At 61.3% G+C, this 14,816-nt stretch carries 9 protein-coding genes; 1 reads left to right on the forward strand and 8 read right to left on the reverse strand.

What is annotated here, in order from left to right; translation table 11 throughout:
• Positions 1 to 106: 106 nt before the first annotated feature.
• A complete protein-coding gene (gltB, locus tag I3J13_RS08115) occupies positions 107 to 4,852 on the reverse strand; it encodes a glutamate synthase large subunit (RefSeq protein ID WP_080854233.1) in 4,746 nt (1,581 codons plus the stop codon).
• A 372-nt stretch (positions 4,853 to 5,224) separates the two neighbouring features.
• Here gltB and I3J13_RS08120 point away from each other — a divergent pair, with 372 nt between their 5' ends.
• Complete coding sequence (locus tag I3J13_RS08120; RefSeq protein ID WP_196378484.1) at positions 5,225 to 6,277, forward strand: threonine aldolase family protein; 1,053 nt, start codon at positions 5,225 to 5,227, stop codon at positions 6,275 to 6,277.
• A gap of 30 nt (positions 6,278 to 6,307) precedes the next feature.
• Here the strand turns inward: I3J13_RS08120 and I3J13_RS08125 are convergent, their stop codons facing one another.
• The 7 genes from I3J13_RS08125 to kdpF are packed head-to-tail and all read right to left on the reverse strand — an operon-like array spanning position 6,308 to position 14,509.
• Positions 6,308 to 6,997 (reverse strand): response regulator transcription factor, encoded by a 690-nt coding sequence (locus I3J13_RS08125; RefSeq protein WP_080854231.1) that lies wholly within the window; start codon positions 6,995 to 6,997, stop codon positions 6,308 to 6,310.
• A 48-nt stretch (positions 6,998 to 7,045) separates the two neighbouring features.
• Positions 7,046 to 9,748, reverse strand: coding sequence for a sensor histidine kinase (locus I3J13_RS08130; RefSeq protein WP_196378485.1), 2,703 nt, complete (start codon positions 9,746 to 9,748; stop codon positions 7,046 to 7,048).
• A 55-nt stretch (positions 9,749 to 9,803) separates the two neighbouring features.
• A complete protein-coding gene (gene kdpC, locus I3J13_RS08135; protein WP_196378486.1) occupies positions 9,804 to 10,370 on the reverse strand; it encodes a potassium-transporting ATPase subunit KdpC in 567 nt (188 codons plus the stop codon).
• Between the two features lie 12 nt (positions 10,371 to 10,382).
• Positions 10,383 to 12,467, reverse strand: coding sequence for a potassium-transporting ATPase subunit KdpB (kdpB, locus tag I3J13_RS08140; RefSeq protein WP_196378487.1), 2,085 nt, complete (start codon positions 12,465 to 12,467; stop codon positions 10,383 to 10,385).
• A 44-nt stretch (positions 12,468 to 12,511) separates the two neighbouring features.
• Complete coding sequence (locus tag I3J13_RS08145; RefSeq protein WP_196378488.1) at positions 12,512 to 12,673, reverse strand: hypothetical protein; 162 nt, start codon at positions 12,671 to 12,673, stop codon at positions 12,512 to 12,514.
• Positions 12,674 to 12,682: 9 nt separating this feature from the next.
• Positions 12,683 to 14,386, reverse strand: a complete 1,704-nt coding sequence (gene kdpA, locus I3J13_RS08150) for a potassium-transporting ATPase subunit KdpA (protein ID WP_196378489.1) — start codon at positions 14,384 to 14,386, stop codon at positions 12,683 to 12,685.
• 33 nt (positions 14,387 to 14,419) lie between these two features.
• Positions 14,420 to 14,509, reverse strand: a complete 90-nt coding sequence (kdpF, locus tag I3J13_RS08155) for a K(+)-transporting ATPase subunit F (protein ID WP_003506089.1) — start codon at positions 14,507 to 14,509, stop codon at positions 14,420 to 14,422.
• Between the last annotated feature and the right edge of the window lie 307 nt (positions 14,510 to 14,816).

Below are 14,816 nucleotides of genomic sequence, written 5' to 3' on the forward strand. Positions count from 1 at the left end.
CACGATGAACTCAAATCCGGTCTCGCCGCTCGTTCAGGTGATCGCCGTGGGACGGCGACCGCGATCATCAGCGAGACCAGTTGGTGTAGTATCCTCACGCGGCGGATTACTCCGCCGCCACGCCCATGCGCATGCGCTCCATTTCCTCAAGCGCACGGCGGTATTCGACCGGCATGACCTTGCGGAACTTCGGACGGAACTCGCTCCAGCGGTCAAGTATATCTTTGGCACGCGACGAGTTCGTGTAATGGAAGTGGTTCGAGATCAACTGGTAGAGACGCTCCTCGTCGTGGCGCGTCATGTCCTCGGAAACGTCCACGCGTCCCTTGTGCATGAGGTCGCCGCCGTGATGGTGCAGCTTCTCCAGCATGTCGTCCTCTTCCGGAACCGGCTCCAGCTCGACCATGGCCATGTTGCAGCGGGTGGCGAAATCGCCCTTCTCGTCGAGAACATAGGCCACGCCGCCGGACATGCCGGCCGCGAAGTTGCGGCCCGTTTCACCGAGAACGACCACGATGCCGCCGGTCATATATTCGCAACCGTGGTCGCCGACACCTTCGACAACCGCGACCGCGCCGGAGTTACGCACCGCGAAACGCTCGCCAGCCACGCCACGGAAATAGCACTCGCCGGTGATCGCGCCGTAAAGAACGGTATTGCCGACGATGATCGAGTTTTCCGCGACGATACGGGTGTTTTCCGGCGGGCGCACGATGATGCGGCCACCCGAAAGGCCCTTGCCGACATAGTCGTTGCCGTCACCCACCAGATCGAAGGTGATGCCGCGTGCGAGGAAAGCGCCGAAGGACTGGCCCGCCGTTCCCTTGAGGGTGACGTGGATCGTATCGTCCTTCAGGCCCTTGTGGCCCCAGCGCTTGGCGAGCGCACCCGACAGCATGGCGCCGGCGGAACGGTCGACGTTCTTGATCGGCACTTCGAAGACCACGGGCTCGCGGTTTTCGAGCGACGGCAGGGACTTCTCGATCAGCTTGCGGTCGAGAATATCGTCGATCGGGTGCTTCTGGCGTTCGGTCCAGAAAGTCGCTTCCTTCGGAGCCTCGACCTTGTGGAAGATACGGCTGAAATCCAGCCCCTTGGCCTTCCAGTGCGCCAGCATCTCATCCTTCTCGAGCAGCTCGGAAGCGCCGATGATCTCATCCAGCCTGGTAACGCCAAGCGAAGCGAGGATTTCGCGCACTTCTTCGGCCACGAAGAAGAAGTAGTTGATGACGTGTTCCGGCGTGCCCTTGAAGCGCTTGCGCAGAACCGGGTCCTGCGTCGCGACGCCTACCGGGCAAGTGTTGAGATGGCACTTGCGCATCATGATGCAGCCGGCCGCAATCAGCGGTGCGGTGGCAAAGCCGAATTCATCCGCACCGAGCAGCGCGCCGATGATGACGTCGCGGCCGGTCTTCAGACCGCCATCCACCTGCAGGGCAACGCGCGAGCGAAGACCGTTCAGCACCAGCGTCTGCTGGGTTTCGGCAAGACCGATTTCCCATGGGGAACCGGCGTGCTTCAGCGAGGTGAGCGGCGAAGCACCCGTGCCGCCATCGAAACCGGCAACGGTGATATGGTCGGCGCGCGCCTTGGCGACACCGGCCGCAACCGTGCCGACGCCGACTTCCGACACCAGCTTCACCGAAACATCGGCTTCCGGGTTGACGTTCTTCAGGTCGTAGATCAGCTGCGCCAGATCTTCGATGGAGTAGATATCGTGATGCGGCGGCGGCGAAATGAGGCCGACACCCGGGGTGGAGTGACGGGTCTTGGCAACCGTCGCATCCACCTTATGGCCGGGCAGCTGGCCGCCTTCGCCGGGCTTGGCACCCTGCGCCACCTTGATCTGCAGCATATCGGCATTGACGAGATATTCCGTCGTCACACCGAAGCGTCCGGAAGCGATCTGCTTGATGGCCGAGCGTTCCGGGTTCGGCTTGCCGTTCAACAGCGGCATGTAACGGTCGGATTCTTCGCCGCCCTCACCCGTGTTGGACTTGCCGCCGATGCGGTTCATGGCAATCGCAAGCGTGGTATGCGCCTCGCGGCTGATCGAACCGAAGGACATGGCGCCAGTGGAGAAGCGCTTGACGATATCAGCCGCCGGCTCGACGTCGTCGATGGAAACCGGCTTGCGGCCGAGCGCCTCCGCCGACTTGACTTTGAACAGGCCGCGAATGGTGTTCATGCGCAGCGCCGTCTCGTTCACCATGCCGGCGAATTCGCGGTAGCGATCCTGGCTGTTGCCGCGCACGGCGTGTTGCAGCGAGGCGACCGCATCCGGCGTCCAGGCGTGGCTTTCGCCGCGCATGCGATAGGCATATTCGCCGCCGATATCGAGAGTGTTGGCAAGGATCGGATCCTTGCCGAAGGCAGCCGTGTGGCGCGTTACGGTTTCTTCGGCAATCTCCGTCAGGCCGACACCTTCGATGGAGGTGGCGGTGCCGAAGAAATACTTCTCGACGAATTCCGAAGACAGGCCGATGGCGTCGAAAATCTGCGCGCCGCAATAGGACTGGTAGGTGGAAATGCCCATCTTGGACATGACCTTGAGGATGCCCTTACCCACAGCCTTGATGTAGCGATAGACCACTTCATCGTCAGAGACTTCCTTCGGGAAGGCGCCGTGCTTGTGCATGTCGAGCAGCGTATCGAAGGCGAGATAGGGGTTGATCGCCTCGGCACCGTAACCGGCCAGCAGACAGAAGTGGTGGATTTCGCGCGGCTCACCGGTTTCCACGACGAGACCGACCGACGTGCGCAGACCCTTGCGGATCAGGTGATGGTGCACGGCGGCGGTCGCCAGAAGGGCGGGGATCGCGATGCGGTCCGGGCCAAGCTGGCGGTCGGAGAGAACGATGATGTTGTAACCGCCGCGAACGGCTGATTCCGCGCGCTCGCACAGGCGGTCGAGCATTTCAGGCATGCCTTCGGCACCGCGCTCAACATCATAGGTAAAGTCGAGCGTCTTGGTGTCGAAACGGTCTTCCGTGTGGCCGATGGAGCGGATCTTCTCCAGATCGCCATTGGTCAGGATCGGCTGGCGCACTTCCAGACGCTTGGCGCGGGCGGCACCTTCATGGTCGAGAATATTCGGGCGCGGACCGATGAAGGACACGAGGCTCATGACAAGCTCTTCGCGGATCGGATCGATCGGCGGGTTGGTGACCTGCGCGAAGTTCTGCTTGAAATAGGTGTAAAGCAGCTTCGACTTTTCCGACATGGCCGAGATCGGCGTATCGGTGCCCATCGAGCCGATGGCTTCCTGACCGGTGGTCGCCATCGGCGACATCAGGAGCTTGGTATCTTCGCTGGTGTAGCCGAAGGCCTGCTGGCGGTCGAGCAGCGACACGTCGCGGCGCAGCGCGCGCGGTTCTACCGGCTTCAGCTCTTCGAGGATGAGCTGCGTGCGGTCGAGCCAGGTGCGGTAGGGGTGCTTGGCGGCAAGCTCGTGCTTGACTTCCTCGTCGGAAACGATGGAGCCCTTTTCCATGTCGATCAGCAGCATCTTGCCGGGCTGCAGACGCCACTTCTTGACGATGCGCTCTTCCGGCACCGGCAGCGTGCCGGCTTCCGACGCCATGATGATGCGGTCATCATCGGTGACGAGATAACGCGCCGGACGCAGACCATTGCGGTCGAGCGTCGCGCCGATCTGCTTGCCGTCGGTGAAGGCGACGGCGGCCGGACCGTCCCACGGCTCCATCAGCGCTGCGTGATATTCGTAGAATGCCTTGCGTTCGGCCGACATGGACTGGTTGCCGGCCCAGGCCTCCGGGATCAGCATCATCACGGCATGGGCCATGGAGTAGCCGCCACGCACGAGGAATTCGAGCGCGTTGTCGAAGCAGGCCGTGTCCGACTGGCCCTCATAGGAGATCGGCCAGAGCTTGGAGATATCGTCGCCGAACAGCACGGAGGAAACCGACGCCTGACGCGCCGCCATCCAGTTGACGTTGCCACGCAGCGTGTTGATTTCGCCGTTATGGGCGACCATGCGGTAGGGGTGCGCGAGCTTCCAGGACGGGAAGGTGTTAGTCGAAAAACGCTGGTGCACGAGGGCGACGGCGGATTCGAAGCGCGGATCGGCCAGATCCTTGTAATAGGCGCCCACCTGATAGGCGAGGAACATGCCCTTGTAGACGATGGTCGAAGACGACAGCGAAACGGGATAGAAATCCTGCGTTTCCTTGCCGCCGCCCTCGTCATAGATGCGGTTGGAAAGCACCTTGCGGATCAGGAACAGCTTGCGCTCGAAATCGGCATTGCTGGCGGCATCGCGGCCGGCACCGATGAAGACCTGCACGTGGTGCGGTTCGGTCGCTGCGATATCCGGCGCCTTGGAGAGCGAGGAATTATCGACCGGCACATCGCGGAAGCCGAGGAACTGCTGCCCCTCTTCGCCGATGACGTCGACAATGACCTTCTTGTAATGCTCGATGCGGGAAGGATCGCGCGGCATGAAGATGTGGCCGACAGCATATTCACCGGCCTTCGGCAGGGTGACGCCCTGCGCCGCCATTTCCTCGCGGAAGAAGCGGTCGGGGATCTGCACGAGAATGCCCGCGCCATCGCCCATCAGGGGATCGGCGCCAACGGCGCCGCGATGCGTCAGGTTTTCAAGGATGAACAGGCCGTCCTTGACGATCTGGTGCGACTTCTGACCCTTCATATGGGCAACGAAGCCGACGCCGCAGGCATCATGTTCATTGGCGGGATCGTAAAGACCCTGCCTTTCCGGCAAACCGCCCGCGAAACGCGCTTTCGCAGAAACGGGTGCGGCCGCAGCCGCGGTGGGACAGTCTGTGGTCAGGGTGGCGGCGGCGATTTCCGCCTGCGGCTTGTTCGTCATTTTTGTCCCTCCTGCAAAATTACTTGCATGGTTTCATGCGAAGATCCGGCTCGACACGAATTTTCGCTTCCCGCAAAATCCGCATTCAATCCGGCTCGACCAAATTTAGGACAGCAAAGCTGTCTCAATTCACGAGGATTTTGGCAGAAACAGGCGAATTTAGCAAGGGCGCGAATCCAATTAGTGAAAGCCCCATTTTGCAGCGAAGTTTCGATACTGACCTATTGCGCGAAACTTTCTTATCGCAACACCCGCCGAGCCATTGCTTTCATTGCCGGATTTGCCAATCGCAATCTTAGGTCATAGAACTTTGCCGTTCATCGCGCCACGCATTCCCAAACCAGAACCCCAGCCATCGGAAAGCCTTCAGAGATGTTTTTTGCTTCAGACAATTGGGCCGGCGCCCACCCTGCCGTCAACGAACGGCTTTCGCGGGAATCCACGCGCTTTGCCGCCGCTTACGGCACCAGCGAACTCGATCTCTCCATCGAAAAGCGCTTCAACGAGATTTTCGAGCGCGAGGTCGCGGTGTTTTTCGTCGCCACCGGCACGGCGGCCAATTCGCTTTCGCTGGCCAGCATCGCCCGCGCCGGTGGCCTGACCTTCTGTCACTCCGAAGCGCATGTGATCGAGGACGAATGCGGCGCGCCGGATTTCTTTTCCGGCATGCGCATGGTCGCCGTCGAGGGACCGAACGGCAAGATGTTGCCGGAGAACCTGATCGAGCGCATTGCGCGTTATCCGCAGGATGCCGTGCATCACGGCCGCGCCGCAGCCATCACCATGACGCAGGCGACCGAGGCCGGCACGGTCTACACACTCGATGAAATCGACGTCATCGCCAAAATCGCAAAAGACAACGGCCTGCCGCTGCATATGGACGGCGCCCGTTTCGCCAATGCGCTGGCCGCCCTCGGCACCACCCCCGCCGAAATGACCTGGAAACGCGGCGTCGACGTCCTGTCTTTCGGCGGCACGAAAAATGGCTGCTGGTGCGCGGAAGCCATCGTCTTCTTCGATCCCTCGCTCGCCCGGGATTTTTCCTTCCTGCGCAAGCGCACCGCCCAGCTTTTTTCCAAGTCGCGCTTCATCGCCGCGCAGTTCGAGGCCTATCTGCAGGACGATCTCTGGCTTGGGCTCGCCAACCACGCCAATGCCATGGCCAACCGGCTGCGCGCCGGTTTCGCTTCACTGAACAGCGCCCGCCTTGCCTGGCCGACCCAGGCCAATGAAGTTTTCGCCATTCTGCCAAAGGCCGCCGCCGAAGCCGCCACGGCAAAGGGTGCGAAGTTCTATGACTGGCTGGAGCCGCGCGACATGCCAGAAAAGGTCGGCAAGGACGAAGTGCTGATCCGCATGGTCACCAGCTTTGCGACGACCGAGGCCGATGTCGACGAATTCCTGTCGATCTGCGCCGCCGTTTAAACTATCGGAGGGCGTCGCCTTGCGGCGCCCTCATACCTCCTGCAGCCGGTAACCGACCCCGGTTTCCGTCAGAATATAGCGCGGCTGATCCGGGATTTTTTCGATCTTCTGGCGAAGCTGGCGCACATAGACCCGCAAATATTGCACATCGGTCAGTTCGTCCCAGACATGCTCCAGCAGGAAACGGTGCGTCAGCACCTTGCCGGCATGCTGCACCAGAACCCGCAGGATGTCATATTCCTTGGGCGAGAGCTTCACCTCCCGATCCTCCACCTTGACGATGCGCCTGACCAGATCGACGGAAAGATCGCCGGTCTGGAATACCGGCCTCTCCCCCTGGCTTTGCAGACGATGGCGCAGGGCGACACGGATGCGGGCGACGAGTTCGTTCATGCCGAAAGGCTTGGTGATATAGTCATCCGCCCCCAGTTCCAGCGCCCTGACGATACCCGCCTCATCCGTGCGGCTGGAGAGAATGATGACCGGCAGCGCCAGCCCTTCGCCGCGCCATTTCGCCAGAAGATCATGACCCGACATATCCGGCAGGCCGAGATCGAGAACGACGAGATCTGGCTTGTCCTCACTGACCAGCTCCATGGCCACCTTCGCATTCATCGCCTCACTCACCGCATATTCTTGGGTCGACAGCCCCACGCGCAAAAGCTTGCGGATCGGCGGTTCGTCGTCGACGATCAGAATACGAACGGCGGAATTGGTCATTTCCGATCTCCCTCAGCGGCATAGCTGCTTGTCGCCGGCAATCGCGCCTTAATCATGGTCTATCACCGGCGCATCGGCGGGAACCGGCAGACTGACGGTAAACTGCGCACCGGTACGACCCGACCTGTTTTCCGCGCGGATCGAGCCGCCCATGGCCTCGATAAACCCCTTGCAGATGGATAGTCCCAGGCCCGTTCCGGCCTGCACATGGTCCGCCTTGCGCACCCGGTAGAAACTGTCAAAGACCCGTTCCGTATCGTCGGGTGGAATACCCGGCCCCGCATCCGCCACGGAGAGGAAGATATTCTTGCCCTGCCGCCAGCCGCGAATTTCGATGGCGGTATGTTCGGGAGCGTATTTGGCGGCATTGTCGATGAGATTGAACAGAACCTGTTCGAAAAGCACGGGATCGACCTTCAGCATCGGCAGGTCGGAGGGAATATCCAGAACGATCTCATGCCTGACGACGATTTTCGCCGCACGCGAAAGTGCGGTTCCAACCATATCGCCCACGAAATGCAGGCCGTAATTCGGCTCCATCGCGCCCGAACCTATCCGCGTCATATCAAGAAGATTGGAGATGAAGCGGTTCAGCCGCTCGGATTCCTCGATGATCGTCGAAAGCAGTTCGGCGCGGGCATCCGGCGGGATGTCCTCGGCGAAATCCTTCAGCGTTCCGGCCGAACCCAGAATGGCCGCAAGCGGCGTTTTAAGGTCGTGGGAGATGGATGTCAGGAGCGCGGTGCGCAGCCGGTCGGTTTCCGCCGCAAGCCTTGCCCGGTCGACATCCGAGACGAGCTGAATCCGCTCGATGGCGAGCGCCGCCTGATCGGCCAGGGCATCGAACAGCCGCTGCTGTTCCGGCGTCAGAAGCGGGCCGAGCCGGTCATCGTCCAGCCCCACCACGCCGACGGCGCCGCTGCCGGTGCGCAGGGGCAGGTAAAGACGTTTGGCGCCGGGAAGCGTATCCGCGCCCCTGCCTGCGGCCTTGTTATGTTCCCAGGCCCATTGCGCGGCGGCAATATCGGCATCCACCAGCGTATCGTCCGGCGGATATCCCGCCTTGACCGTGATCGTATTGTTTTCCGGCAAAAGCAGAACGATCCGAACCTTCAGCATCGAGGCCATCTGGAAAGCGGCCGCCCACAACACATCGTCCAGCGTTCCCGTCACCGAAAGCTTCTTGGAGAACAGATATAAATCTTCCGTCGTTCGCGCTCTTGCCCGCGCGGCGGCGGCCTGCCGTTGCACGGCCGCGGTAAGATTGGAGGCGACAAGCGCCACGCCGAGATAAAACAGCAGCGCCACGACACTTTCGGGATCGCGAACGGTCAGGGTGTAACGCGGCTCAAGGAAGAAAAAATTGAATGCAAAAGCGCCGAGCAGGGAGGCATAAAGCGCTGGCCCCAGCCCGCCGCGCACGGCGGCGGCCAGAACCGCCATCAGGAACACCAGCGCCAGATTTCGAACATCGAGTGTCTGGTCGAGCACGATGCCGGCCACGATCGCCAAGCCGACGAAAAGGGTGCTGTTAAGATAAGGCCTTATGGAACGATGCGCTTGTGCCGAGGCCGGCTTTGCGGCCTGGCCCGGTTTCTCTTCTTTTTTATCGCCGGAAATGACGTGAACGCTGATATCGCCCGCATGGTCGATCAGATCATGCGTCAGCGAACGTTGAAAAATCCGCTGCCACCAGGATTTTCGCGGGCGGCCGATGATGATGTGGGTGAAATTATTGGCGTTGGCGTAGGAGATGATCTCCCGCGTCAGGTCGAGCGCCGGCAGGGTCACCGTCTCGCCGCCGAGCTGCTGCGCGAGCCGCATGGTGCCGGCCAGCCGGTCCTTCTCCGTCTCCGACAATTGTTGCGAACGCGGTGTATCGAGATGCAGCGCCGTCCAGGGCGCGCGCAGACGATCTGCCTGCCGGCGGGCATAACGCACCAGCCCCGGACCGTTGCCGCCATGATCGAGACAGACCAGCACCCTGTCTCCTGCCGCCCAGGGGCCGGAAATGGCATGGGACTGCATGTGGTTGAGCAATTGCTCATCCACGCGTTGCGCAGTGCGCCGCAGCGCAAGCTCTCGCAACGCCGTCAGATTGCCGCGCGAGAAATAATTCTCGATGGCGCGCCGGGCGGTGCGGGGCAGATAAACCTTGCCATCCTGCAGCCGCTTGATCAGATCGTCCGGCGTAATATCGATGATTTCGACATCGTCGGCCCGGTCGATGATGCTGTCCGGCACTGTTTCTCGAACGCGGATGCGGGTGATCTGCGCAACGACATCGTTCAGGCTTTCGACATGCTGGATGTTCAGCGTCGTATAGACGTCGATGCCCTGCGCGAGGATTTCCTGAACGTCCATGTAGCGCTTGGGGTGGCGGCTGCCGGCGGCATTGGTGTGGGCCAGTTCATCGACCAGAACCAGGGCGGGACGACGGGCGAGAATGGCATCGAGATCCATCTCTTCCAGCACCTGACCGCGATAATCGATACGCCGGCGCGCGACGATCTCGAAACCCTGCACCAGCGTTTCGGTTTCCCGGCGGCCATGGGTTTCCACAACGCCGATGACGGCATCCACCCCATCGGCCAGCTTCGCACGGCCGGACATCAGCATTTCATAGGTCTTGCCGACGCCCGGTGCCGCCCCTAAAAATATCTTCAGCCGGCCCCGCGCCTCGCGCCGGGCGTTTTCCAGCAGCGCATCGGGCGACGGTCGGCTCGGCATATCGCGATTGTCGTCAGGCATTTAACCCACCAGTGGTCGAGGCTATGGCTTGCGAACAAGCCATAGCCATTTCAGTTCATGAGCCGGCTGCGTCAAGAGCCATGTTGAGCGCCAGCACATTCACGACCGGCTCTCCCATGAATCCGAGTTCCGGTCCTTCGACATGGCGCTCGACGATGGTACGCAGGGATGCCTCATCCATGCCCCTTGCCCTGGCGACACGGGGAACCTGAAAATAAGCGGCCTCCGGCGAAACATGCGGATCAAGGCCGCTGCCCGAGGCCGTCACCAGATCGGCCGGAACCTCGGCCGCCGGATTTTCGGCTTTTGCGGCCTCGTAGTCCTGTTTCACCCGGTCGATAAGCTTGGCGCTCGTCGGGCCGAGATTGGAGCCGGACGACGAAGCGGCATTGTAACCATCGCCGGCAGCCGATGGCCTGCCATGGAAATATTTCTCACCGGCAAAGGTCTGCCCGATCAATTGCGAACCCACAACCGCACCACTCTTTTCGATGAGGCTGCCATTGGCCTGAAAGGGGAAGATCGCCTGAGCGAGACCCGTCATGCCCAGAGGATAGGCAAGGCCGGTGATGGCGGTGGTGGCGAGGATGAGCACCAGTGCGGGACGAAGCTGTTTGAACATTGTCTTTACTCCTCAGGCAAGACCGAGCGCCGTGATGGCGAGGTCGATGGCCTTGATGCCGATGAAGGGAACGATGATGCCGCCGAGGCCATAGATGACCAGATTGCGCGACAGCAGCGCGCCCGCGCCGATCGGCCGATATTTGACGCCCTTCAGCGACAGCGGGATGAGCGCGATGATGATGAGCGCGTTGAAGATGATCGCCGACAGGATGGCGCTCTGCGGTGTCGAAAGCCCCATCACATTCAGAACGCCGAGCTGCGGATAGAGCGCCAGGAACATTGCCGGGATAATGGCGAAATATTTGGCGATATCGTTGGCGATAGAGAACGTCGTCAGCGCGCCGCGCGTCATCAGCAATTGCTTGCCGATTTCGACGATCTCGATGAGCTTGGTCGGATCGCTGTCGAGATCGACCATATTGCCCGCCTCGCGTGCCGCCACCGTGCCGGTGTTCATGGCAACGCCGACATCGGCCTGCGCCAGCGCAGGTGCGTCGTTGGTGCCATCGCCGCACATGGCGACGAGCTTGCCCTTGGCCTGTTCCTCGCGGATAAGCTCCAGCTTGTTTTCCGGTGTCGCCTGGGCAAGGAAATCATCGACGCCGGCTTCCGCCGCGATGGCGGCGGCCGTCATGGGGTTGTCGCCGGTGATCATAACCGTGCGGATGCCCATGCGGCGAAGCTCTGCGAAACGCTCGCGAATGCCGCCCTTGACGATGTCCTTCAACTGCACGACGCCGAGCAGCTTTCCATCCCGCACGACGGCGAGCGGCGTGCCGCCGGTCTTGGCGATCTCTTCCGCAATTGTCCGGATGCCGCGTGCGGCGTCCGTTTCGGTTTTGACGGCAAGCGCCACATTGCCCTGTTGCGGAGCGCCGCCATCAACATAAGCAAGAACGGCATCGACTGCGCCCTTGCGAATGGAGGAGCCCTCGAAATCGACACCGCTCATGCGGGTCTGGGCGGTGAAGGGCACGAAGTTCGCATGCAGCTTCTGCATGTCGCGGGCGCGGATGCCGTATTTTTCCTTGGCGAGAACCACGATGGAACGGCCTTCCGGCGTTTCGTCGGCAAGGGATGCAAGCTGCGCCGCATCGGCCAGTTCCTGCTCGGAAACGCCGGCAACGGGGCGAAACTCGGTCGCCTGCCGGTTACCGAGAGTGATGGTGCCGGTCTTGTCGAGCAGCAACGTATCCACATCGCCGGCAGCCTCGACGGCGCGGCCGGACATGGCCAGCACGTTAAAGCGCACCAGCCGGTCCATGCCGGCAATGCCGATGGCGGACAGAAGCGCGCCGATGGTGGTGGGGATGAGCGTCACGAACAGCGCCACCAGCACGATGATCGGGATGGAACCGCCGGCATAGGCCGCAAAGCTTGGAATGGTCGCGGTGGCCAGAACGAAGATCAGCGTCATGCCCGCGAGCAGAATGTTGAGCGCGATCTCGTTCGGCGTCTTCTGGCGTTCAGCGCCTTCGACCAGCGAAATCATCCGGTCGAGGAAGGTGGAACCGGCGGCGGCGGTGATGCGAACCCTGATCCAGTCCGACAGCACCTGCGTGCCGCCGGTAACGGCCGAGCGATCACCGCCGGATTCGCGGATGACGGGGGCGGATTCGCCTGTTATCGCCGCCTCGTTGACGGAGGCGACACCTTCGATGACCTCACCGTCGGAGGGAATGATATCGCCCGCCTCGACGAGAACGACATCGTTCACCTTCAGGCTGGTGCCCGCCACCATCTTATACTGGCTGCGATCATCGCCGGTGAGCAGTTTCGCCTGGGTTTCGGTGCGGGTCCGGCGCAGCGAATCCGCCTGCGCCTTGCCGCGCCCTTCGGCGACGGCTTCCGCGAAATTGGCGAACAATACGGTGAACCAGAGCCAGAGATTGATCTGGAAGGAGAAACCGAGATTGGCGCTGCCGATGATGAGGTCGCGAATGAACAGAACGGTGGTCAGCACCGACACCGTCGCCACCACGAACATGACGGGGTTGCGCGCAAGCGTGCGCGGATTGAGCTTTTTGAATGCGGCGGCAATCGCCGGCACGAGAATGCGAGAATCGAGGATGCTCGCTTGTTTGGACTGGCTCATGAAGAGGCTCCAGCGTTTGAAACAGGGCGACCGATGAAGGTCGATCAGCCCGTGATAACTTCGAGAGCGATGACGGCGGCGACGAGAGCCGCCATCATCGCGAGAATGAGATTGGAAGCGCACCAGCCGCCGGGCGTGGCGCTCCCTTTGACGGGAGCGCCTTTGCCGTCGGAGACGATGCGGTTACTTCGGGACTTGTCGTTCATGGCGTCACCTCAGAAGAGCTGGCCTGCCGCCATCACCAGATGTTCGGCAACGGGGCCGAGCGCCAGTGCAGGCAGGAAGGTAAGGCCGCCGACAATCAGGATCGTGCCAACCAGCAGGCCGACAAAAAGCGGGCCATCCGTCGGGAAGGTGCCAGCCGAGGCCGGAACGGTCTTCTTGGTGACCAGCGAACCGGCAATGGCAAGTGCCGGAATGATGACCAGAAAACGTCCCATCAGCATGCCAAAGCCAAGCGTGATGTTGTACCAGGTCGTATTGCCGGTGAGGCCGCCGAAGGCCGAGCCGTTATTGGCCGCCGCCGAGGTATAGGCATAGAGAATTTCGGAGAAGCCGTGCGGCCCCGCCGTGCCGATTGACGCGACCGCCGAGGGCAGCACGGTGGCCGTTGCCGTGAAGACCAGCATGGCGAGCGGCAGGCAGAGAATGGCCAGAACCGCCATCTTCATTTCCTTGGCCTCGATCTTCTTGCCGAGATATTCCGGCGTGCGCCCGACCATCAGACCCGCCACGAAGATGGCGATGACGATGAAGAGCAGAATGCCGTAGAAACCCGCGCCGACACCGCCGACGATCACTTCACCCAGCTGCATGTTGATGAGCGGGATAAGGCCGCCCAGCGCCGTGAAGCTGCCATGCATGGCATTGACAGCACCGCAGGAGGCCGCCGTGGTGATGACCGCGAAGAGCGACGAGAGCGCCACGCCGAAGCGGACCTCCTTGCCTTCCATATTGCCGCCGGCTAGACCGAAACCGTGCATCAGCGGGTTTCCGGCCGCTTCCGCCCAATAGGTGACGGCGACGCCGGCGATGAACAGCGTACCCATGGCGGCGAGAATCGCCCAGCCCTGGCGCTGGTTACCGACCATACGGCCGAAGACGTTGGTAAAGGCTGCGCCAATGGCGAAGATCGACACCATCTGGATCATGTTGGAAATGGCATCCGGGTTCTCGAAGGGATGCGCCGAATTGGCGTTGAAGAAGCCGCCGCCATTGGTGCCCAGCATCTTGATCGCCAGCTGCGACGCGACGGGGCCGACGGCAATCGTCTGCTGCGCGCCTTCCAGCGTCTGGGCATTCACATAGGCGCCCAGCGTCTGCGGCACGCCAAGCCAGACATAAACAAGGGTCAGCAGGATGCAGAGGGGCAGAAGCACGTAAAGCGTGGCACGGATCATATCAACCCAGAAATTGCCGATGGCCTTGCCGGATGCACGCGCGAAGGCGCGGATCAGCCCGAGTGCAATCGCAATGCCGGTGGCGGCGGAAACGAAATTCTGCACGGTGAGACCGGCCATCTGGGTCAGATAGGACAGGGTGCTTTCGCCGCCATAATTCTGCCAGTTGGTGTTGGTGACGAAGCTGACCGCCGTATTGAAGGACAATTCCGGTCCCACGGCCGCCATTCCCTGCGGATTATAGGGCAGCACCGCCTGAAAGCGCATCAGGGCATAAAGCAGGGCAAAACCGAGCAGGTTGAAGAGAAGCATGGAGAAAGCATAGGTCGTCCAGTGCTGCTCCTCACGCTCGCTTGTCCCGGCAAGGGCATAAAGGCCGCGCTCGACCGGTGCGAGAACCGGTGACAGCAGGGTGCGCTCGCCATTAAAGACACGCGCCATATAGAAGCCGAGCGGCTTCACCAGCGCAAAAATGATCCCGCAAAACAGCAGAATCTGAAACCATCCATTGAGGGTCATGGTATTGAACTTTCAATAGCCGCCGCTTCCCGATCAGAAACGTTCGGGGCGAATGAGAGCATAGGTGAGATAGGCGGCGATAAAGACCGTGACGGCGCCGCTCAAGATATAGTCGAATGTCATCGCGGCCTCCGTCTAAAGCCGGTCGCAGGCGCGCGTATAGGCAAAGCAGAGGGCGAAAAACACCGTGGCTGCGCCGATCAGAACAACATCCATCATCGATGGGACTCCTTTTTATTCGAGGAGCCGGACAGGAAGAAAAGCGCCGTCATGTGGGACGTCGCTTTTCATTCTTTCTGGCTGAGAAGGGAACACCATCCCTTCCCGCACAGAAGAATGCACCCGAACCGCATAAAGGTTCGAGACGGCCACAGAGACAATAAAATAGGAATCCTATAGGAATTTCGATGCCCGCCGGTCGCGGGCATCG

This window comes from Agrobacterium leguminum (assembly GCF_015704895.1).
GTDB lineage: Bacteria > Pseudomonadota > Alphaproteobacteria > Rhizobiales > Rhizobiaceae > Agrobacterium > Agrobacterium leguminum.